The 19,943-nt window shown below is 71.3% G+C and carries 22 protein-coding genes; 19 read left to right on the forward strand and 3 right to left on the reverse strand.

The window, feature by feature from the left end:
• Positions 1–28: 28 nt before the first annotated feature.
• The 7 genes from alr to tsaD all read left to right on the forward strand — a co-directional run bounded on the left by alr (position 29) and on the right by tsaD (position 5,532).
• Entirely contained in the window at positions 29–1,114 is a 1,086-nt protein-coding gene (gene alr / locus ACZ7CH_RS04160; RefSeq protein ID WP_360395791.1) for an alanine racemase, read from the forward strand.
• Positions 1,111–2,208 (forward strand): alpha/beta fold hydrolase, encoded by a 1,098-nt coding sequence (locus ACZ7CH_RS04165; RefSeq protein WP_360395793.1) that lies wholly within the window; start codon positions 1,111–1,113, stop codon positions 2,206–2,208. The genes alr and ACZ7CH_RS04165 overlap by 4 nt, the downstream gene beginning before the upstream one ends.
• Positions 2,205–2,666 (forward strand): tRNA (adenosine(37)-N6)-threonylcarbamoyltransferase complex ATPase subunit type 1 TsaE, encoded by a 462-nt coding sequence (tsaE, locus tag ACZ7CH_RS04170; RefSeq protein WP_360395795.1) that lies wholly within the window; start codon positions 2,205–2,207, stop codon positions 2,664–2,666. The genes ACZ7CH_RS04165 and tsaE overlap by 4 nt, the downstream gene beginning before the upstream one ends.
• Positions 2,667–2,729: 63 nt before the next feature.
• Complete coding sequence (locus ACZ7CH_RS04175; protein ID WP_470373117.1) at positions 2,730–3,053, forward strand: hypothetical protein; 324 nt, start codon at positions 2,730–2,732, stop codon at positions 3,051–3,053.
• A 295-nt stretch (positions 3,054–3,348) separates the two neighbouring features.
• On the forward strand, positions 3,349–4,029 hold the full coding sequence (gene tsaB, locus ACZ7CH_RS04180) for a tRNA (adenosine(37)-N6)-threonylcarbamoyltransferase complex dimerization subunit type 1 TsaB (RefSeq protein WP_360395797.1): 681 nt from the start codon (positions 3,349–3,351) through the stop codon (positions 4,027–4,029).
• Complete coding sequence (gene rimI / locus ACZ7CH_RS04185; protein ID WP_360395798.1) at positions 4,026–4,484, forward strand: ribosomal protein S18-alanine N-acetyltransferase; 459 nt, start codon at positions 4,026–4,028, stop codon at positions 4,482–4,484. The genes tsaB and rimI overlap by 4 nt, the downstream gene beginning before the upstream one ends.
• Complete coding sequence (gene tsaD / locus ACZ7CH_RS04190; protein WP_470373118.1) at positions 4,477–5,532, forward strand: tRNA (adenosine(37)-N6)-threonylcarbamoyltransferase complex transferase subunit TsaD; 1,056 nt, start codon at positions 4,477–4,479, stop codon at positions 5,530–5,532. The genes rimI and tsaD overlap by 8 nt, the downstream gene beginning before the upstream one ends.
• Here the strand turns inward: tsaD and ACZ7CH_RS04195 are convergent, their stop codons facing one another.
• A complete protein-coding gene (locus tag ACZ7CH_RS04195) occupies positions 5,533–7,038 on the reverse strand; it encodes an alkaline phosphatase D family protein (RefSeq protein ID WP_470373119.1) in 1,506 nt (501 codons plus the stop codon).
• Between the two features lie 172 nt (positions 7,039–7,210).
• Here ACZ7CH_RS04195 and groES point away from each other — a divergent pair, with 172 nt between their 5' ends.
• Together groES and groL are read left to right on the forward strand one after the other, a co-directional pair.
• The gene (gene groES / locus ACZ7CH_RS04200; protein ID WP_030478362.1) at positions 7,211–7,504 is read left to right on the forward strand and encodes a co-chaperone GroES; all 294 of its coding nucleotides are present in this window, start codon (positions 7,211–7,213) and stop codon (positions 7,502–7,504) included.
• A gap of 82 nt (positions 7,505–7,586) precedes the next feature.
• Positions 7,587–9,209, forward strand: a complete 1,623-nt coding sequence (gene groL, locus ACZ7CH_RS04205; protein WP_360395804.1) for a chaperonin GroEL — start codon at positions 7,587–7,589, stop codon at positions 9,207–9,209.
• Positions 9,210–9,359: 150 nt separating this feature from the next.
• Here the strand turns inward: groL and ACZ7CH_RS04210 are convergent, their stop codons facing one another.
• The gene (locus ACZ7CH_RS04210; RefSeq protein ID WP_086663892.1) at positions 9,360–9,656 is read right to left on the reverse strand and encodes a WhiB family transcriptional regulator; all 297 of its coding nucleotides are present in this window, start codon (positions 9,654–9,656) and stop codon (positions 9,360–9,362) included.
• Positions 9,657–9,836: 180 nt separating this feature from the next.
• On the opposite strand from ACZ7CH_RS04210, the gene ACZ7CH_RS04215 reads away from it, so the two are divergent.
• From ACZ7CH_RS04215 to ACZ7CH_RS04235, 5 genes are all read left to right on the forward strand, one after another.
• Positions 9,837–10,775: a MerR family transcriptional regulator gene (locus tag ACZ7CH_RS04215; RefSeq protein WP_470373187.1), complete on the forward strand. Its 939-nt coding sequence runs from the start codon at positions 9,837–9,839 to the stop codon at positions 10,773–10,775.
• Positions 10,776–10,792: 17 nt separating this feature from the next.
• Positions 10,793–11,698, forward strand: coding sequence for a hypothetical protein (locus ACZ7CH_RS04220; protein WP_470373120.1), 906 nt, complete (start codon positions 10,793–10,795; stop codon positions 11,696–11,698).
• A gap of 81 nt (positions 11,699–11,779) precedes the next feature.
• Positions 11,780–12,376, forward strand: coding sequence for a response regulator transcription factor (locus ACZ7CH_RS04225; protein WP_030471988.1), 597 nt, complete (start codon positions 11,780–11,782; stop codon positions 12,374–12,376).
• A 240-nt stretch (positions 12,377–12,616) separates the two neighbouring features.
• Positions 12,617–13,189, forward strand: a complete 573-nt coding sequence (locus ACZ7CH_RS04230; protein ID WP_360396063.1) for a sigma-70 family RNA polymerase sigma factor — start codon at positions 12,617–12,619, stop codon at positions 13,187–13,189.
• Complete coding sequence (locus tag ACZ7CH_RS04235; protein WP_360395810.1) at positions 13,190–14,071, forward strand: anti-sigma-D factor RsdA; 882 nt, start codon at positions 13,190–13,192, stop codon at positions 14,069–14,071.
• A gap of 204 nt (positions 14,072–14,275) precedes the next feature.
• On the opposite strand, the gene ACZ7CH_RS04240 is transcribed toward ACZ7CH_RS04235, so the two are convergent.
• On the reverse strand, positions 14,276–14,662 hold the full coding sequence (locus ACZ7CH_RS04240; protein WP_360395812.1) for a DUF5319 domain-containing protein: 387 nt from the start codon (positions 14,660–14,662) through the stop codon (positions 14,276–14,278).
• Positions 14,663–14,786: 124 nt separating this feature from the next.
• Between ACZ7CH_RS04240 and guaB the strand changes: the two genes are divergently transcribed.
• The 5 genes from guaB to ACZ7CH_RS04265 all read left to right on the forward strand — a co-directional run bounded on the left by guaB (position 14,787) and on the right by ACZ7CH_RS04265 (position 19,932).
• On the forward strand, positions 14,787–16,298 hold the full coding sequence (gene guaB, locus ACZ7CH_RS04245) for an IMP dehydrogenase (protein WP_470370040.1): 1,512 nt from the start codon (positions 14,787–14,789) through the stop codon (positions 16,296–16,298).
• A 117-nt stretch (positions 16,299–16,415) separates the two neighbouring features.
• The gene (locus tag ACZ7CH_RS04250; RefSeq protein WP_360395816.1) at positions 16,416–17,549 is read left to right on the forward strand and encodes a GuaB3 family IMP dehydrogenase-related protein; all 1,134 of its coding nucleotides are present in this window, start codon (positions 16,416–16,418) and stop codon (positions 17,547–17,549) included.
• Positions 17,550–17,609: 60 nt separating this feature from the next.
• Positions 17,610–17,957 carry a hypothetical protein gene (locus ACZ7CH_RS04255; RefSeq protein WP_360395818.1) on the forward strand — a complete coding sequence of 116 codons (348 nt, stop codon included), beginning with the start codon at positions 17,610–17,612 and terminating at the stop codon, positions 17,955–17,957.
• Between the two features lie 39 nt (positions 17,958–17,996).
• Positions 17,997–18,200, forward strand: coding sequence for a hypothetical protein (locus tag ACZ7CH_RS04260; protein WP_360395820.1), 204 nt, complete (start codon positions 17,997–17,999; stop codon positions 18,198–18,200).
• Positions 18,201–18,255: 55 nt separating this feature from the next.
• Positions 18,256–19,932 carry an FAD-dependent oxidoreductase gene (locus tag ACZ7CH_RS04265; RefSeq protein WP_470373121.1) on the forward strand — a complete coding sequence of 559 codons (1,677 nt, stop codon included), beginning with the start codon at positions 18,256–18,258 and terminating at the stop codon, positions 19,930–19,932.
• The last annotated feature ends 11 nt before the right edge of the window (positions 19,933–19,943 follow it).

The following is a 19,943-nucleotide window of genomic DNA, read 5'->3' on the forward strand; positions in this document are numbered from 1 at the left end:
TGCGCTCTTGTGGAACGATGACCGGGTTATGGCCCGTTCAGAAGTAGTCGTCGACCTCGGCGCGCTGCGGCACAACGTCGCGCTGCTCGCCGGCCTCGCCCCTGCCGCCCAGACCATGGCCGTCGTGAAGGCCGACGGGTACGGGCACGGCGCGGTGGAGGTCGCCAGGGCCGCGCTCGAAGCCGGTGCGACCTGGCTCGGTTCGTGCTCCACGCAGGAAGCCCTCGCGCTGCGCAGCGCCGGCATCCAGGCGCCGATCCTCGCCTGGCTGGACGCACCGGACGAGGACCTGGCCGCCGGTATCGCCGCCGACGTCGACCTGTCCGTCGCCTCCCTGTCCGACCTGCGCCGGGTCGAGCAGGCCGCCGAGGAGGCCGACGCCCGGCCGCGGCTCCACCTCAAGATCGACACCGGCCTGAGCCGCAACGGCTGCCAGCCGCGCGACTGGCCGGAGCTGGTCCAGGCCGCCCGCCACCACGACGTGGTCGCCGTCTGGTCGCACCTCGCCTCCGCCGACGAGATCGGCGACCCGTCCATCGACCTGCAGGCCAAGCGGTTCGACGACGCCTACGAGGTGGCGCGGGCGCACGGCCTCGACCCGCTGCGGCACATCGCGAACTCCGCGGCCCTGCTGACCCGGCCCGACCTGCACTTCGACCTGGTCCGGCCCGGCATCGCGATCTACGGCCTGAACCCGGTGCCGACCGACCACGACCTGCGGCCGGTCATGAGCTACCGCTCGCACGTGGCGCTCACGAAACGCATCCCCGCCGGTGAGTCGGTCTCCTACGGGATGACGTGGACGGCGCGGGAGGACACGACGCTGGCACTGGTGCCCGCGGGGTACGCGGACGGTGTCCCGAGGGCGCTCTCCGGCCGGATGGAGGTGCTCCTGGACGGGAAGCGCCGCCCGGTGGTCGGCCGGGTCTGCATGGACCAGGTCGTGGTGAGCTGCGGGGACGACGAGGTGCGCGAGGGCGCCGAGGTCGTCCTGTTCGGCGACGGGAGCCGGGGCGAGCCGACGGCGAGGGAGTGGGCGGAGCTGACCGGGACGATCGACTACGAGATCGTCTGCGGGATGTACCGGCCGCGGGTGCGGAGGATCTACACGTGAGACCGGTGTGGAAGGTCGTCGGCTGGGTCGGTGGCGCGCTCGGTGCCGCCGTCGCCGGTGCCGCCGTCGCGCAGACCGCGAAGGTGTCGCACGAGCGCAAGACCGCGTCCGACGGCCTCGCCGACGAACAGCTGGGCCTGCTGCGGCCCGACCGCGAGTCGACGGTCGCCGCCGACGACGGCGTGCCGCTCTCCGTCGAGGAGGTCGACCCCGCAGACGGGGGCGAACCGGACATCGCCGTCGTGCTCGTGCACGGTTTCGCGCTCGACCGCCGCTGCTTCCACTTCCAGCGCCGCGACCTCGCCGAACTGCTGGACCCGCGCGTGCACCAGGTGCTCTACGACCAGCGCAGCCACGGCCGGTCCGGCCGGTCGTCGGCGGAGGGCAGCACGATCGACCAGCTCGCGCTCGACCTCGACGCGGTGGTCCGCGCGGTCGTGCCGGACGGGCCGCTGGTGCTCGTCGGCCACTCCATGGGCGGCATGACGATCATGGCGCTGGCCGAGAAGCACCCTGAGCTCTTCGAGGAACGGGTCCGCGGCGTCGCGTTGATCGGCACGGCCGCCGGTGCCGTCGGCGGCGCGGGCCTGCCGAAGTCCGTGCTGTCGCGCTACAACCCGGTGACGCTCGGCGTCGGCCGGCTCGCCGGCGTGCAGCCGGGCCTCGTCGAGTGGGTGCGCAAGAGCGCGAAGAGCCTGACCTGGAGCGGCATCCGCACGCTGGCGTTCGGCGACCGCAAGGTGGCGCCGTCGCTCGTGGACCTGATGGACCAGATGATCGGCGGGACCACGGTGAAGGTGCTCACCGAGTTCCTGGAGACCCTCGGCACGCACGACCGCTACAAGGCGCTGGCCGGTCTGCGGCACTGCGAGGTGCTGATCCTGAGCGGGGACGCGGACAAGCTCACGCCGTTCTCGCACGCAGAGCGGATGGCCGAGGAGATGCCGCACGCCACGCTCGTCCGTGCCCCCGGTGCCGGGCACATGGTGATGATGGAGCAGGCTGACCTGGTCAACGACCACCTGGTCGCGCTGATCGAGCGGTGCGCGGCCGACCGCGGAGGAAATCAGGAGAAGTGGTGGCGTCGAGCGTGAAGACCGTCGAACTGCCCCTGGTGACCGACACCGAGGAGTTCGGCCGCAGGCTGGGCGAGCTCGTTCGCGCGGGCGACCTGCTGCTGCTGGCCGGCCCGCTGGGAGCGGGGAAGACGGCGCTCGTGCGCGGTCTGGCCCGCGGCCTCGGCGTGCAGGGCCGGGTGTCGTCGCCGACGTTCGTCGTGGCCCGCGTCCACGAGCCCGCCGAGGGCGGCAGGGGCGTGCGGCTGGTGCACGTCGACGCGTACCGGCTCGGTGGCCACCTGGACGAGCTGGACGACCTCGACCTGGACACCGACCTGGTCGACGCCGTGGTCGCCGTCGAGTGGGGCGAGGGCCTCGCGGAACGGCTGAGCGAGGACCACCTGCTGATCCGCCTCGAACGCGGAACCGACGACGTTCGCACGGCGCAGCTCGTCCCGCACGGCGGGTGGACGGGTCGTCCCCTCCCGGTGTGACGCCGTCCAGCGGATGGGGTGACACCCGTCAAGGGCGGAACGGCCGGCGCCGATGGACCTACCATGATCAACAAGTCGCTCCTCGCGACCGCCGTCGTCGGCGGTGCCCTCCTCGCCGCGGGAGCGCCCGCCTCCGCCGGTGAGCACAGCCGCGCCGGCGGCATCCGCGTCGCGGACAACTTCTGCGCAGCCCCGTGGCTGTGGAACGGCCCGGCCGCGCTGCTGCACGAGGGCCACGCACCCGGCTACGCCACGTGCATCGACGTCCGCACCGCCGGTGACGACGCCGTCAGCGTCCTGGACGACGCCTGCGCCGCGCCGTGGCGGTGGAACGGCCCGCTGGAGATCTTCACGATCGACCACTCGTCGGCCTGCTTCACCGGCTGAGCGCCACCAGCTCGGCGGGATGGCCGGACCGAGCCCGCCGGCCATCCCGCCGTCCGTCCCCTCAGGACAGCTCGCCGTCTTGTTGCTCGGCGTACTAGAGGGCGCTGCCGGCACCTTGAGGACGCATGGGAACTGTGGGCGGCCACACGTGTTCGATTGCCGCTGCTCCGCAGACGGCGACGAGGTCGTCGAGAAGTCGGCCACCCGGCCGCCGCTTCCGGCCGAATCGCCTCCGGCGGTTGACCGGAAGAGGCAACCGGATGACCGACACGACCTCGTACTACCCTGGACAATCGTGCTAGTGCTCGCCGTCGACACGGCCACCCCCGCAGTCACCGCCGGTGTGGTCGAGCTCGCGCCCGACTCCCCGCCACGCCTGCTCGCGAAGCGGGTGACGCTCAACGCCAAGGCGCACGGCGAGCTGCTCACCCCCCACATCTCCGCCGCGCTCGACGAGGCCGGCAAGGCGTACTCCGACCTGGACGCGATCGTCGTCGGCGCGGGTCCCGGCCCGTTCACCGGGCTGCGGGTCGGCCTCGCCACCGCCGCGGCGCTCGGGCAGGCGCTCAACCGCCCGGTCTACCCGGTGGCCACCACGGACGCGATCGCCAAGGACGCCGCGAGCGGGCACCCGCTGCTGGTCGCCACGGACGCGCGCCGCAGGGAGGTCTACTGGGCCGCCTACGACGCCGCCGGTCGCCGCACCGACGGGCCGCACGTGGAGCGCCCGCAGGACCTCGCGGAGAAGCTGCCCGCGCTGGGCGTGCACCAGGCGACCGGTGAGGGTGCGGAGCTCTACGCCGACGTCCTCGGCCTGGAGCTGCTCCAGGCGAAGCACCCGTCGCCGGAGGGGCTGGTCGCCGCCGCGGCCGCCGAGGTGCTCGCGAAGGCCCGTCCCGCCGCGCTCACCCCGCTCTACCTGCGCCGCCCGGACGCGGTCGAGCCCACCGGCCGCAAGCGGGTGACCAGGGCATGACCACCGGCACCGTCACACTCGGGCCGTTGCAGCACGCCGACGTGCCGCGGTGCCACGAGATCGAGCTCGACCTGTTCCCCGGCGAGGACCCGTGGAGCGAGACCGCGTTCCACAGCGAGCTCGACCGCGGCAACTACTACCGGGGCGCGTACTGCGACGGCGAGCTGATCGGGTACGCGGGGCTCGCCGCGTCGGCGTACGAGGCGAGCGTGCACACCATCGCCGTCGCCCGGCCCTGGCAGGGCAGGGGCGTCGGCAAGATGCTGCTGCGCGACCTCCTCGCCCGCGTCGACGAGATCGACGTGCCGGTGTTCCTCGAGGTCCGCACGGACAACGAGCCCGCGATCGCCCTCTACCTCGCGCACGGCTTCGAGCACCTCGGCTTGCGCCGCCGCTACTACCAGCCGTCGGGTGCCGACGCGTACACGATGGGAAGGCCCGCGAAAAGTGTCTGACCGACTCATTCTCGGCATCGAGAGCTCCTGCGACGAGACGGGCTTCGGCATCGTCCGGCTCGGCCAGGACGGCTCGCTCGAGCTGCTCGCCGACGAGGTCGCCTCCAGCGTCGAGGAGCACGCCCGCTTCGGCGGCGTCGTGCCGGAGGTCGCCTCGCGCGCCCACCTCGAAGCGCTGGTGCCGACCCTGCGCCGGGCGCTCGACACCGCGCAGGTCGAGCTCTCCCAGCTCCACTCGATCGCCGTCACCGCGGGTCCCGGTCTCGCCGGGGCGCTGCTGGTCGGCGTGTCCGCCGCGAAGGCCTACGCCGCCGCGCTCGGCAAGCCGCTCTACGGGGTGAACCACCTCGCCGGCCACGTCGCCGCGGACACGCTGCAGCACGGCCCGTTGCCACAGCGCTGCCTCGCGCTGCTGGTCTCCGGCGGCCACTCGCAGCTGCTGCTCGTCGAGGGCGGCCTGGCCGGCTCGATCACCGAGATCGGCTCCACCGTGGACGACGCCGCCGGCGAGGCCTACGACAAGGTCGCGCGGCTGCTCGACCTGCCCTACCCCGGCGGCCCGCCCATCGACAAACTCGCCAAGCAGGGCAACGGCTGCGCGATCGCGTTCCCGCGCGGTCTCACCGGTCCGCGCGACGCGAAGTACGACTTCTCGTTCTCCGGTCTGAAGACCGCGGTCGCCCGCTGGGTCGAACGCGCCGAGAACGCCGGCGAGGAGATCCCGCTGGCCGACGTCGCCGCGTCGTTCCAGGAGGCCGTCGCGGACGTGCTGACCGCCAAGGCCATCCGCGCCGCCAAGGACCTCGGCGTCGACACGCTGGTCATCTCCGGCGGTGTCGCGGCGAACTCGCGGCTGAGCGGCCTGGCCGCCGAGCGCTGCGCGGAGGCGGGCATCGAGCTGCGCGTGCCGAGGCCGCGGCTGTGCACCGACAACGGCGCGATGATCGCCGCTCTCGGCGCGCACCTGGTGGCGGCGGGCGCCAAGCCGTCGTCGATGGACCTCTCGACCAACCCCGGCCTGCCGGTCAACTCGGTCCAGATCCTCTGATCACAGCCGGTGCAGGCCCGGCCTGCGGTCCTCCACGGCGAACGACGCCCTGGTGGTGACCGGGGAGCCGGGCCTCGTCACGTGGTCGAGGCCGCGGAAGTCCGCGCGCAGCTCCTCGGGCGTGAACCTGGCGATCGTGTAGCCGCGGCGGTTGTTGAAGTACTTCACGTGCGGGTTCTCGCGCAGCCACGACGGCGTCTCGGCGTACTCCTCCGACCCGTCGCCGCCGGCCGTGATCGACGTGGTCACCAGCTCGGTCGCGAGGGTCCGCGACGACGGGTCGTCCCAGCGCTGTTTGACCTCCGCGGCCCACGCCGCGTGCACGTCCCCGGTCAGCACGACCGGGTTCCGCACGTCCGCGAACCGCGCCACCACCCGGTCCCGGTCGGCCACGTAGCCGTCCCAGGCGTCCAGCAGGAACTCGTCGACCTCGCCGGGGACGTAGTCGTACTGCGAGAAGAACACCTGCTGGCCGAGCACGTCCCACCGCGCCCGCGACCCCCGCAGCCCGGCGAACAGCCAGTCCTCCTGCTCGGCGCCGAGCATGGTGCGCTCGGGCGCCAGCCGCTCCGGGCAGAGCTGCAGGCCGTCCCCGCAGGCCTGGTCGGTCCGGTACTGGCGGGTGTCGAGCAGGTGGAACGTGGCGAGCGCACCCCAGCCGACCCGCCGGTACAGCCGCGGCGACCTGCGCAGGGGCATGTTCTCGTAGTAGGCCTGGAAGGCCGCGGCCCTGCGCGCGGGGAAGTCCGGCTGCGGCCGGTCCGGCACCAGGCCCGCCCAGTTGTTGTCGATCTCGTGGTCGTCCCAGACGACGCTCCACGGCGCCGCGGCGTGCGCTGCCTGGAGGTCCGGGTCGGCCTTGTACTGCGCCTGCCGCCGCCGGTAGTCCGCGAGCGTGGTGGTCGTCGGGCCCTCGACGTGCCGGACGTTGCCGCTCGGGGCGACGTGGACGCCCGCCTCGTACTCGTAGGTGTAGTCGCCGAGGTGCAGGACCAGGTCGGGTTCGTCCTCGGCCAGCCGCCGGTACGCCGTGAAGTAGCCGTGCTCGTACTGAGCGCACGAGGCGAACGCCATCGTCAGCGGCACCCGCAGCGAACCGGGCGCGGGCGCCGTGCGGGTGCGGCCGGTCCGGGAGAGGTGGTTGAGGGCCTTGAAGCGGTAGAAGTACTCGCGGCCGGGCTCCAGCCCGGCGAGCTCCACGTGGACGCTGTGCGCCCGCTCCGGTCGAGCCGTGGTGGAGCCGTGCCGCACGGTTCGGGTGAACCGCTCGTCCTCGGCGACCTGCCACCGGACCTCCACCGGACGCGCCGGCATGCCTCCCAGGCCGTCCTCCGCGAGCGGTTCGACGGCCAACCGGGTCCACAGCACCACCCCGTCGGGTGTCGGGTCCCCCGAGGCCACGCCCAGTGTGAAAGGGTCGGAGCGGCGGGCGGACCCCGCGACCGAGAACGCTGTGACGCCGGCCACTCCGGAGAGCAGCAGCGTGCGGCGCGAGAACGTGACCATGGCCTGAACACGGCTCCCACCGGGTGAGCGGTTCGGGACCCTCGTTGAAGCGTTGGCACTCTCATGGGTAGAGTGCCAACTGCACGGCACCAGCACCGCCCCGACCCCCGCGACGGCGGGGTGGCAGGAGCCGTTTATTCGAACCTGCCAACGACCCGTGGAGGTCATCCCGGTGAGCGTGAACATCAAGCCGCTCGAGGACAAGATCGTCGTTCAGGCCTCCGAGGCCGAGACGACCACTGCCTCCGGCCTCGTGATCCCGGACACCGCGAAGGAGAAGCCCCAGGAGGGCAAGGTCCTCGCGGTGGGCCCCGGCCGCATCGACGACAAGGGCAACCGCGTCCCGCTGGACGTCGCTGTCGGCGACGTCGTCATCTACTCGAAGTACGGCGGCACCGAGGTCAAGTACAACGGCGAGGAGTACCTGATCCTCTCCGCCCGCGACGTGCTGGCCGTCGTCAACTAAGACGCTCGGCTGTCATGCCTGACGCCCCGGCGCCCCACTCCGGGGCTTCCGGGGCGTTTCGCTACCAGAGAGGCTTTAGGCAATGCCCAAGCAGATCAGCTTCGACGAGGACGCTCGTCGGGCACTCGAGCGCGGCGTCAACAAGCTCGCGGACACCGTCAAGGTCACCCTTGGCCCGCGCGGGCGCCACGTCGTGCTCGACAAGAAGTTCGGTGGCCCGACGGTCACCAACGACGGTGTGACCATCGCCCGTGAGATCGAGCTGGACGACGCGTTCGAGAACCTCGGCGCGCAGCTCGCCAAGTCGGTCGCCACCAAGACCAACGACGTCGCGGGTGACGGCACCACCACCGCCACCGTGCTGGCGCAGGCGCTGGTCAAGGAAGGCCTGCGCAACATCGCCGCGGGTGCGAACCCGACCGCGCTCGGCCGTGGCATCCAGGCCGCCGCCGACGCCGTCGTGGACGCGCTCAAGGGCAAGGCCACCCCGGTCAAGGGCCGCGACAACATCGCCCAGGTCGGCACCGTCTCCTCGCGGGACACCTCGATCGGCGCGCTGCTCGGCGAGGCCATCGAGCGGGTCGGCGAGGACGGCGTCATCACCGTCGAGGAGTCCTCGACGCTGGCGACCGAGCTCGCGATCACCGAGGGCGTGCAGTTCGACAAGGGTTACGTGTCGACGCACTTCTCGACCGACCTCGAAGCGCAGGAGGCCGTCTACGAGGACGTCCGCATCCTGCTGCACCGCGAGAAGATCTCGGCGCTGGCCGACGTCCTCCCGATCCTCGAGAAGGTCGCGGAGTCCGGCAAGCCGCTGCTGATCATCGCCGAGGACGTCGAGGGCGAGGCCCTGTCCACCCTGGTGGTCAACGCCGTCCGCAAGACCCTGAAGGTCGTCGCCGTGAAGGCGCCGTTCTTCGGTGACCGCCGCAAGGCGTTCCTGGACGACCTCGCGGTCGTCACCGGCGGCGAGGTGATCTCCTCGGAGATCGGCCTGAAGCTGTCCGAGACCACGCTCGACCAGCTGGGTTCCGCCCGCCGCGTCGTCGTGACCAAGGACGACACCACGATCGTGGACGGCGGCGGCACCAAGGCCGACATCGCCGGCCGCGCGGAGCAGCTGCGCCGCGAGATCGAGGCCACGGACTCCGACTGGGACCGCGAGAAGCTCCAGGAGCGCCTCGCGAAGCTCTCCGGCGGCATCGCCGTGATCAAGGTCGGCGCCGCCACCGAGACCGAGCTGAAGGAGCGCAAGCACCGCATCGAGGACGCGGTCGCCGCTACCAAGGCCGCGGTCGAGGAGGGCATCGTCCCCGGCGGTGGCTCCGCTCTCGTGCACGGCGCCAAGGTGCTCGACGGCGGTCTCGGCCTGACCGGTGACGAGGCCACGGGTGTCGCGCTCGTCGCGAAGGCCCTGTCCGCGCCGCTGTTCTGGATCGCCTCGAACGCCGGCCTCGAAGGTGCCGTCGTGGTGAACAAGGTCCGCGAGGGCGAGTGGGGCTTCGGCATCAACGCCGCCTCGCTGGAGTACGGCGACCTGCTGGAGCAGGGCATCATCGACCCGGTCAAGGTCACCCGCTCCGCCGTGGCGAACGCCGCCTCCATCGCCCGCATGGTGCTCACGACCGAGAGCGCCATCGTGGAGAAGAAGGCGGAGGAGCCGGCCGCTGCCGGTCACGGCCACGGCCACGGGCACGGGCACTGAGTCGCCGCTCCCGCTTCCGTCGGGACCGCGATCTCTGAGCTGGAACGAGAACCGGGGCGGCACCACTCACGTGGTGCCGCCCCGGTTCTTCTCGTCCACCACCCCGCGTCCCCTTGATGCCAGCAGAGCGACGGGGAGAGGGCGACCCGGTCAGACGATCGCCAGCTGGCGTTTTCTCGCCTTGATGATGTGATCGCGTTCCGACTCCGAGAGCCCGCCCCAGATTCCGTAGGGTTCCTGGACCGCGAGCGCGTGCCTGCGGCACATCTCCAGCACCGGGCAGGCGAGGCAGACGGCCTTGGCCCGGGCCTCCCGGCGAGATCTCGCCGGACCCCGTTCACCGTCGGGGTGGAAGAAGAACGCGCTGTCCATGCCCCGGCACGAACCGCGCATCTGCCAGTCCCACAGGTCTGCGTTGGGACCGGGGAGCCTTCGGGTGTCCGCCATCGAGACCGCCTCCGTGACGACTGCTCCATTCGGCTTAACGAAGATCCACCGTAGAACCGCGTCAAAACTTGTTCAAGAGGCAGAAGACCCTTATCAACTGATGGGTGACAGCACGCGTGTTCGATCACTCACCGCCCGGAGTTGCCACCCGGAAGAGGTGAACGGAACATGTTTGCCGTGATGATCCAGCCGGAGCACAGATCTGCCGGTGGTCACACGGGCGAACCCCTCCTGTCCGTGGCCGCGGTGGCCAGGCGGCTCGGGGTGGCACCCGCGACGCTGCGCACCTGGGACCGGCGCTACGGACTCGGGCCGAGCGGCCACACGGTCGGACGGCACCGCAAGTACGGACCGCGCGACGTGGCCCGCCTTGAGCTGATGCAGCGCGCGCTCCTGCGTGGCGCCTCGTCGGCCGAAGCCGCCCGGTTCGCGCTCGACTCGAAGGCGTCGATGACGCACGGTGAGGTGCCCGCCGCACCCACCGGTGGCCGCGGTCTGAAGTTGCCGGGTGCCTCCCGGCTCGCCCGCGGGCTCGGTCGTGCGGCGCTCGCCATGGACTCGATCGCCGTGCAGGAGGTGCTGGCCGACTCGCTCGCCTCCGAGGGCGTGGTCGCGACGTGGAACGAGGTCGTGCGGCCGGTGCTGGCCGCCGTCTCCGCGCGGTGGGAGCTGTCGGGTGCCGGCGTGGAGGTCGAGCACCTGCTGAACGAGTGCGTGCTCGCCTCGTTCGTCCGCGCGACACCGCTCGTCACCCTCGGGCGCAACCACCGGCCCGTGCTGCTCGCGTGCATGCCGGAGGAACGGCACAACCTGCCGCTCTACCCGTTGGCGGCCGAGCTGGCGCAGCGCGGGATCGTCGTCCGGCTGCTCGGGGCGGCGTTGCCGGCGGACGCGCTGGCCGCGGCGGTGCGGCGGACCGCGCCGTCGGCGGTGGTGCTGTGGGCGCAGCTGCCCAGGTACGCCGATCCGGGAGTGCTGGCGGCGGTCCCGCGGACCCGGCAGCAGGTGCGGGTGTTCGTCGGCGGGCCGGGCTGGCGGCGGGGGATGGTGCCGACGCCGGCCGAGCGGGTCGACGACCTGGGTGACGCGGCGGCTGCGGTCGAGGCCGCCGTCACCTGACGGCACACTGCCTGTTCGTGAACTCCGGAGAAGACGCGCTGCGCCGGGCCGCTTTCGGTGCCGCGCCGGGCGACGACGTCTGGGCCGCGCTGGGTGCGCCGAGCGCTCGGGTGCGCTGGCTCGCCGCCGTCGTGCTCGGCGGGCAGGGGCACTACGCCGCCGCGGCGACCGCCCTCGACGTGCTGCGGCACGACCCCGACCCGGTCGTCGCCTCGCTCGCCCTGTCGACCCGCGCCTCGCACCACCGCCAGCTCGGCGCGCACCACCTCGCCCGCGGGCTGGACGGCCAGGCGCTCGCCCGCGTGCGGGGTGACGGCGCCAGCGACCCGGACGGGGTGGACGCCGCCGGGGCCCGCACCGACGCACTGCTGGGGCTTGCCGCCGACGCGATCGGTGCCGGGCGGACGCACGAGTCGCGCCGGCTGCTCGCCCGCGTCGGGCGGACCCCGTCCTGGCGGAGCGCGGTGCGGTTCGGCTGGGTGAGGGCGGAGGTCGAGCTGGCCTCCGGGAACGCCGGGGCCGCGGTGGCGCCGGCCGAGGAGGCGCACGGCGTGGCGACGAGGGCAGGAGCCGTCCGCCACACCGTGAAGTCGGCCCTCGTGCTGGGCACCTCGTTGATCGTGTCGGGGACGCCCGAGGGCACGGCCAGAGGGGTTGAACTGGTCGAGTGTGACCTAAATCACAGCGTCATGGACGGGCTCCAACCGTTGATCTGGCCGAGCGCTCTGGTGCTGGCAGACCATGCCCCCACGGTGGGCGCAACCGCCATCGACCGGGCGACGGAGGCTCTGAGCTGCGTGTTACGCAGAGCTGATCCAGTCAGCCGTCGGGTCGCCCTCGAGTCCCCCTGGGTGCCGACCGGGCTGCTCCGTTCCGGGGAACCCCCGAATGCAGACCCTCAGACGAACTTCTTGACGGATTAAGCACCGGATCGTGTCAAGGTCGGGCCATCAGCGTCCGATAGGGGATATGGAACGTCACTCGGCTGCAGGAAAGGAGTCCCCGTGACCACGGTCCTTATTTGCGACGACCGGCGCAGTGTGCGTGAGGGTCTCACCCGCGTGATGTCGGCTGTCCCCGGGGTCAGCCGCATCGACTGCGTAGCGCACGGTGACGAGTTGTTGGCTCGCTTTTCCAGGCAGCCGGTCGACGTCGTACTGGTGGGAACCCAGCGCGCCGTCCCGACCGGGGTGGAAGCAACCCGTCGGCTCGTCTCCGCGAACCCGCAGGCAAACGTCATCGTGTTCGGAGCCCCCGACGACGCGGGCAGCATCGCCGCCGCGATCGCCGGTGGCGCCCGCGGCTACCTGAGGTGGGACGCGTCGCGCCCCGAGCTTGTGGCAGCCCTCGCGCACACGCTCGCCAGCACCTCCGTACCGGCACCGCGCCAGCCCTCCGACCCCGGCGTGCAGCTCACGGAGCGCGAGCTCCAGGTGCTGCGCGGCATGAGCCAGGGCAAGAGCAACGGTCAGATCGGCCGCGAGCTCTACCTGTCGGAGGACACGGTCAAGACGCACGCCCGCCGCTTGTTCCGCAAGCTGGGCGTCCGCGACCGCGCGCAGGCGGTGGCGCACGGCTTCCGGCGCGGTCTGGTGCAGTAGTCCAGGCCACAGCGTTGGGCTGAGTTCGCACGATCAGCCGCAATCCCCCAGCCCGGTGACGATGTCGCCGGGCTGCGGCCGTTCGGCGTGCCGGTTGTTCACTCGGTGTGTCCATGCCCCGTTGATGAACGGACGGCCCGCTGACCGGTACGGTGAGGGTTGCTGCTTCGAGTCGCCGTGAGTGACTCGTGTTGTTCCCTGCCGGTACGCCAACGAGTAACACCAGGGCTGTTGTCTGCGATGACCAACTTGGGGGACGGACTGGACGCCGAAGTGGGCGCGGCCGTCGACGGTGACCGCCGGGCGATCGAACGCCTGCTGGCCTCCATTCGTCCTCTGGTGGTGCGGTACTGCCGCGCCAGAGTTGGCAGGCAGGAGCGGAGCTTCGCTTCGGCGGACGATGTGGCCCAGGAGGTGTGTCTCGCGGTGCTCACGGCATTGCCCAGCTACCGCGACCAGGGTCGGCCCTTCCTCGCGTTCGTCTACGGGATCGCGGCGCACAAGGTCGCCGACGCACATCGGTCTGCCGCCAGGAACCGCTCGGAGCCCGTTCCCGAAGTTCCCGACGCGCCGGAGACCGGAGCTGGTCCTGAGCAACGGGCCCTTCAGGGCGAGCTCTCCGGCCGGATGGCGGTCCTGTTGCGCGTCCTGCCGGAGAAGCAGCGGGAGATCCTGCTGTTGAGGGTGGTGGTCGGACTCTCCGCCGAGGAAACTGCCGAGGCGGTCGGTTCGACGCCGGGTGCGGTCCGGGTGGCGCAACACCGTGCGCTGGCTCGGCTCCGCAAGTCGCTGGCAGCGGAGGAGGTGGTCTGAGTGGCCGACGAACACGGGAAGGACGACGAGGAAGTGCGCGGACAGGACGACAGAGCCCCGCACGAGCCCGTCGCAGACGATCTTTCGGCTGTACAGGCCGATGACCGGCTGCTGGACGCGCTGGGGTCCGCGACTCCGGGTGCGGCCGGCGCGCTGGTCGACGACGAGCTGAACGCGTTGCTGCTCGCGTGGCGGCACGAGGTGGAGACCGAGCCCTTCGGGGAGCTCGTCGACACCGAGACCGCCATCGCCACGATCCAGGCTGCCCGTCCGCAGCCGGTGAGCAGGCACCGCTTCCTGATCCCGCTGGCGAGCGCCGCGGCCGTGCTGGCCATCGCGTTCACCGGCGTGAGCCTCGTGGCCCGCGACGCCCAGCCGGGCGACGCGCTCTGGGGTCTCACCCGCGTGCTCTACTCCGAGCACGCGAAGTCGATCGAGGCCGCGGCCATCATCAACACCGACCTGGAGTCGGCCCGCCTCGCGCTGCGCGAGGGCAAGGTGACCGAGGCCCGCGAGAAGCTCAACAAGATCGAGGCCAGTCTGGGCTCCGTCAACACCGACGACGGCAAGGCCCAGCTGGAGGAGAAGCACAAGGAGCTCGAGAAGCAGCTGGGCACGAACACGTCGGTGACGTCACCCACGACGCCACCGCCCGTTGTGACCAAGCCGACCGAGACCAGCGCCAAGCCGACGACGCCGTCCTCGACGCCGACGACAGCGCCCTCGACCACCACGCCGCCCACGTCCCCGTCGTCGGAGACCCCTCCGCCGCCGGACCCGACGTCGAACGGCGAGGAACCCCCGCCGCCTCCGCCCGCACCGGGGGAGACCCAGGGTTCCAACGGGGTCACCAGCGTGAACGAGGGAACCGGAACCAACTGAGACGTGCTGTGAACGCCCCTGACTTCGCCGAGGTCAGGGGCGTTCACACGTCAGGTGGAATGGATTTCGGGTGACCCGGATGGGCCGTTCGGCGGCAGCCGGTCACCGGGAACCGCCGGAGGCGGACGGACCGGGCGCGACCAACGTCACCCCGCGACCTCGGTCACCTCGTCCGGGTGAAAAACCGGACATTCCGGGCAGAGGTCAGCGGGCCGACTCCGTCGCCGTCACCCCGTCCGCGTACCCGCGGCAGTACTCCCAGCTCACGTACGCGCCCGGATCCGGGTCGAACGCCGGCTCGTGCGGCCGCATCCGGCCGTCGGCGAGGAGCTGTTCGAGCGAGGCGCGCAGCAACGCCCAGTCGTGGAAGTGCGGTTCCTGGCACTCGCCGCAGTCCACGACGATGCCGCGAACGCCCCTGTGTTCGAGGAGGGCCTGGTAGACGGCCAGGTCGCTGAGGTCGCTGACCAGCTCGGCGCGTTCCTCGTCGTCCATCGGGTCGTGGTCGTGGTGGTCGGGCTCACCGAGAGCGCGCGCGGGGTCCTCGGGGTCGCCCGCGAAGGGGTCTGGTGGCAACGCGTCGTGCGGCACGACCCCGCACGGTACCCGCCGTACCCCGGGATACGTCCAGATACCATGGGCAGCACCGCCTCCGCCTGCGGAAACCGGACGCAGGGACGGGAGGTGCCGCACGACGGAAGGCAAGCCACCCGCCATGACCAGCGAGCTCAACGCTGACGGAGTCCCGAGCAAGTTCGCGATGCTGGGATTGACCTTCGACGACGTGCTCCTGCTGCCTGCCGAGTCGGACGTCGTCCCGAGCGGCGTCGACACGAGCACCAGGATCTCGCGCAACATCAGCCTCAAGGTTCCGCTGGCCAGTGCCGCCATGGACACCGTCACCGAGGGCCGGATGGCGATCTCGATGGCGCGGCAGGGCGGCATCGGCGTGCTGCACCGCAACCTCAGCGTCGAGGACCAGGCCCGGCAGGCGGAGACCGTGAAGCGGTCCGAGGCCGGCATGGTCACCGACCCGGTCACGTGCTCGCCGGACGCCACGCTCGCCGAGGTCGACGCGCTGTGCGCGCGTTACCGGATCTCCGGCGTGCCGGTGACCGACTCGAACAACAAGCTGGTGGGCATCATCACGAACCGCGACATGCGGTTCGAGCTCGACCACTCCAAGAAGGTCAGCGAGGTCATGACCAACGGCCCGCTGGTCACGGCGCAGGTCGGCGTGTCGGCCGAGGCCGCGCTGGGGCTGCTGCGCCGGCACAAGGTCGAGAAGCTGCCGATCGTCGACGGTGACGGCAAGCTCAAGGGCCTGATCACGGTCAAGGACTTCGTGAAGACCGAGCAGTACCCGAACGCCACCAAGGACCCGGACGGCCGCCTGCTGTGCGCCGCCGCCGTGGGCGTGGGAGAGGACTCGTTCGTGCGCGCGATGACGCTCGCGGACGCCGGCGTGGACGTGCTGATGGTCGACACGGCGCACGGCCACTCGCGCGGCGTGCTGGAGATGGTCGCGCGCATCAAGAAGGAGCTCGGCGACTCGACGGACGTCGTCGGCGGCAACATCGCGACGCGGGCCGGCGCCCAAGCGCTGATCGACGCGGGCGCGGACGGCGTCAAGGTCGGTGTCGGGCCGGGCTCGATCTGCACCACGCGCGTCGTCGCGGGTGTCGGCGTGCCGCAGATCTCCGCGATCTACGAGGCGTCCCTCGCGTGCCGTCCGGCGGGTGTGCCGGTGATCGGCGACGGCGGCATCCAGTACTCCGGCGACATCGCGAAGGCCATCGCGGCCGGCGCGTCCGCCGTGATGCTCGGCTCGCTGCTCGCGGGCACCCAGGAGGCGCCCGGCGACCTGATCCTGGTCAACGGCAAGCAGTTCAAGACCTACCGCGGCATGGGCTCGCTGGCGGCGATGCAGTCGCGCGGCGAGAACAAGTCGTTCTCGAAGGACCGCTACTTCCAGGACGACGTGCTCAACGAGGACAAGCTGGTCCCGGAGGGCATCGAGGGCCGCACGCCGTTCCGCGGCCCGCTGTCGCAGGTCGTGCACCAGCTCAACGGCGGTCTGCGCGCGGCGATGGGCTACACGGGCTCCCGCACGATCGCGGAGCTGCAGGACGCGCAGCTCGTGCGCATCACCGCGGCGGGGCTCAAGGAGTCGCACCCGCACGACATCACCATGACCGTCGAGGCCCCGAACTACACGACCCGTTAAGGTCTGTCGGCTGTTCGCTCAGGGGTGAGGTGCGTCCGCGGAAAGCGCGGACCACGCTCGCCCGCCGTGTTTTCTCTGGGGGCGGCCCCCAGACCCCCGGACGAAGGAGAACAACAGGTGCGCGATCTGGTCGAGATCGGCATGGGCCGGACCGCGAGGCGGGCCTACGAGCTGGACGACATCGAGATCATCCCGTCGCGTCGGACGAGGTCGTCGAAGGACGTCTCCACGACGTGGCAGATCGATGCCTACCGCTTCGACATCCCGCTGATCACCCACCCGACGGACGCGATCGTGTCGCCGGGCACGGCGGTCGCGATCGGCGAGCTGGGCGGACTCGGCGTGCTCAACGCCGAGGGCCTCTGGGCCCGCCACGGTGACGTGGACGAGGCGTTGTTCCGCCTCGTGCAGGCCACCGAGGACAGCGACGACCCGGCAGCGGCGGTCAAGGTGCTGCAGGAGCTGCACGCCGCCCCGCTGCGGATGGACCTCATCGCCGAGGCGATCAAGCAGATCCGCGAGTCGGGCGTCACGGTGGCGGCGCGGGTCAGCCCGCAGCGCGCCGCCGAGCTCACCCCGGACCTGCTGGCCGCGGGCGTCGAGATCCTGGTCGTGCAGGGCACGATCATCTCGGCCGAGCACGTGTCGCGCGACGGTGAGCCGCTGAACCTGAAGTCGTTCATCGCGGACCTCGACGTCCCGGTGATCGCCGGCGGTGTCGGCGACTACCGCACGGCCATGCACCTCATGCGCACCGGCGCGGCGGGCGTGATCGTCGGCTACGGCTACTCGCCCGGCGTCACGACCACGGACTCGGTGCTGGGCATCGGCGTGCCGATGGCCACGGCCATCTCGGACGCGGCGGCTGCCCGCCGCGACTACCTCGACGAGACCGGTGGCCGGTACGTGCACGTCATCGCCGACGGCGGCATGCAGACCTCCGGCGAGGTCGCGAAGGCCATCGCCTGCGGTGCGGACGCCGTGATGCTCGGCGAGCCGCTCGCCGCCGCGACCGAGGCACCCGGTCAGGGCCTGTACTGGACCGCGTCGTCGGCGCACCCGTCGGTGCCGCGCAGCCTCGTCGCCGAGGCCGTGGACCAGGAGCTCGACCTGCGCACCTTGCTGTTCGGGCCGTCGTCGGACCCGCGCGGCGTGACGAACCTGTTCGGCGCGCTCAAGAGGGCCATGGCGAAGACCGGTTACTCGGACCTCAAGGAGTTCCAGAAGGTCGGCTTGACCATCCGGGGCTAGTCGTCTGCTGCGGAAGGGCGCGTTCCGGTTGGGACGCGCCCTTCTGCTTTGCTGGGTCCCGTGCCGCTCGTCGAGATCACGTACGCCCCCCACATCCCCCACGCCCTGCTCAAGGACCTCGCCGCGACGCTCCCGCACGCCGTCTCGGTGGCGGTCGAATGCCCGGAGGAGCCCTACGACGGCAATCTCCAGCCCGGTGACGTCGAGCTGCGCTTCCGGCCGCGCGGACCGTTCGACTCGACCGGCATGGACATCGTCGTCGAGGTCAGGTCGAAGTGGTTCGAGAGCCGCGCGGCCAACCGGCAGGACCGGGTCGACGGTCTGTGCACGGCCGTCGTGAACGCCACCGGCCTGCTCGACGTGGGCGTCTACCTCAGCCTCCCGGTCGCGGCCTGGGCGCAGAGCTGATCTTGCAACCGAACCGGTGTCCCGTGCGTCCTGTAGTGCGTGGAACTGGATGCCCTGTTCGGCAAGGACAACAGCAGCGTCGACACGGTCGAGGAGCCCGAGGTCGACGAGGTGCAGGAGGAGACCGCTGACGAGAACAGCATCGGCTGGAAGGCCCTCGCGCTGTTCATCTGCGGTGGACTGGTGATCATGGCGTTGGTCGTGGCGTTCTCGGTCTGGGTCATCGAGGGCCTGGTCCTCTGACTCTGAATCGATGGGGGACTAGGCGTTACCCGAAGTAACGCCTACTCTCCGGTACATGGGTGAACTCGCCGGTAACTTCGACGTCGTCATCGTCGGCTCCGGGTTCGGCGGGAGCGTGGCCGCGCTCCGGCTGACCGAGAAGGGCTATCGCGTCGCCGTGCTCGAAGCCGGCCGTCGCTTCGCCGACGACGAGTTCGCCAAGACCAGCTGGGACCTGAAGAGGTACCTGTGGGCGCCGCAGCTCAGGTGCTTCGGAATCCAGCGCATCCACCTGCTGCGCAACGTGATGGTGCTGGCCGGGGCGGGCGTCGGCGGCGGCAGCCTGGTGTACGCGAACACGCTGTACCGGCCGCTCAAGCCGTTCTACGAGGACCGGCAGTGGGCGCACATCACCGACTGGCAGGCCGAGCTCGACCCGTTCTACGACCAGGCGAGCCGGATGCTGGGCGTGGTCACGAACCCGACCACGACACCGAGCGACGTCGTCATGCGGAAGGTCGCTGAGGACATGGGCGTCGAGGACAGCTACCACCCCACGCCCGTCGGCGTCTTCTTCGGCGAACCCGGCAAGCCGGCCGAGGACCCCTACTTCGGTGGTGCGGGACCGGCCAGGACCGGCTGCACCGAGTGCGGCAGCTGCATGTCCGGCTGCCGGGTCGGCGCCAAGAACACGCTGGTCAAGAACTACCTCTACCTCGCGGAACAGCTCGGGGCGAAGGTCTTCCCGCTGACCACGGTGACCGGGCTGAGCGAGTCCGGTGGCCGGTGGACGGTCCAGGCCAAGCAGACCGGTGGCCGCGCCAGGGCCACGTTCACCGCCGACCAGGTCGTGGTCGCGGCCGGCACCTGGGGCACGCAGCAGCTGCTCCACCGGGCCAGGGCCACCACGCTGCCGAAGATCTCGGCCAAGCTCGGCGAGCTCACCCGCACCAACTCCGAGGCGATCATCGGGGCCGGGCGGTACACCGTGGACCCGCAGAACGACTTCACCAGGGGTGTCGCGATCACGAGCTCGATCCACCCCGACGAGATCACGCACATCGAGCCCGTCCGGTACGGCAAGGGCAGCAACGCCATGGGCCTGCTGCAGACGCTCGCCACCGACGGCTCGGCGAGCGTGCCGAGGTGGCTGCAGTTCCTGCGCGAAGCGGTCAAGCACCCGCTCAAGCTGCTGCGGCTGCTCAGCGTGCACCGGTGGAGCGAGCGCACGGTGATCCTGCTGGTGATGCAGAGCCTCGACAACTCCATCACCACGTTCCTCAAGCGCGGCAAGCTCACCAGCGAGCAGGGCCACGGCGAGCCCAACCCGGCGTTCATCCCGGCCGGCCACCGGGCCAACCTGCTCGCGGCCGAGCACATCGACGGCATCGCCGGCGGCACCTGGGGCGAGCTGTTCAACATCCCGCTGACCGCGCACTTCATCGGCGGCTGCGCCATCTCCAGCACCCCGGCCGAGGGCGTGATCGACCCGTACCACCGGGTCCACGGCTACCCCGGTCTGTCCGTTGTGGACGGTGCGGCGATCAGCGCCAACCTCGGCGTGAACCCGTCGCTCACCATCACCGCGCAGGCGGAGCGGGCGTTCTCGCTCTGGCCGAACAAGGGCGAGCGGGACCAGCGGCCGGCGCAGGGCGAGCCGTACCGGCGGATCAACCCGGCGAAGCCGCGCACCCCTGCGGTTCCCGAGCAGGCCCCGGCCGCGCTGCGGTTGCCGATCGTGGAGGTGTCCTGACCTCGATCACT

Source organism: Lentzea sp. NPDC037011, from assembly GCF_055607425.1.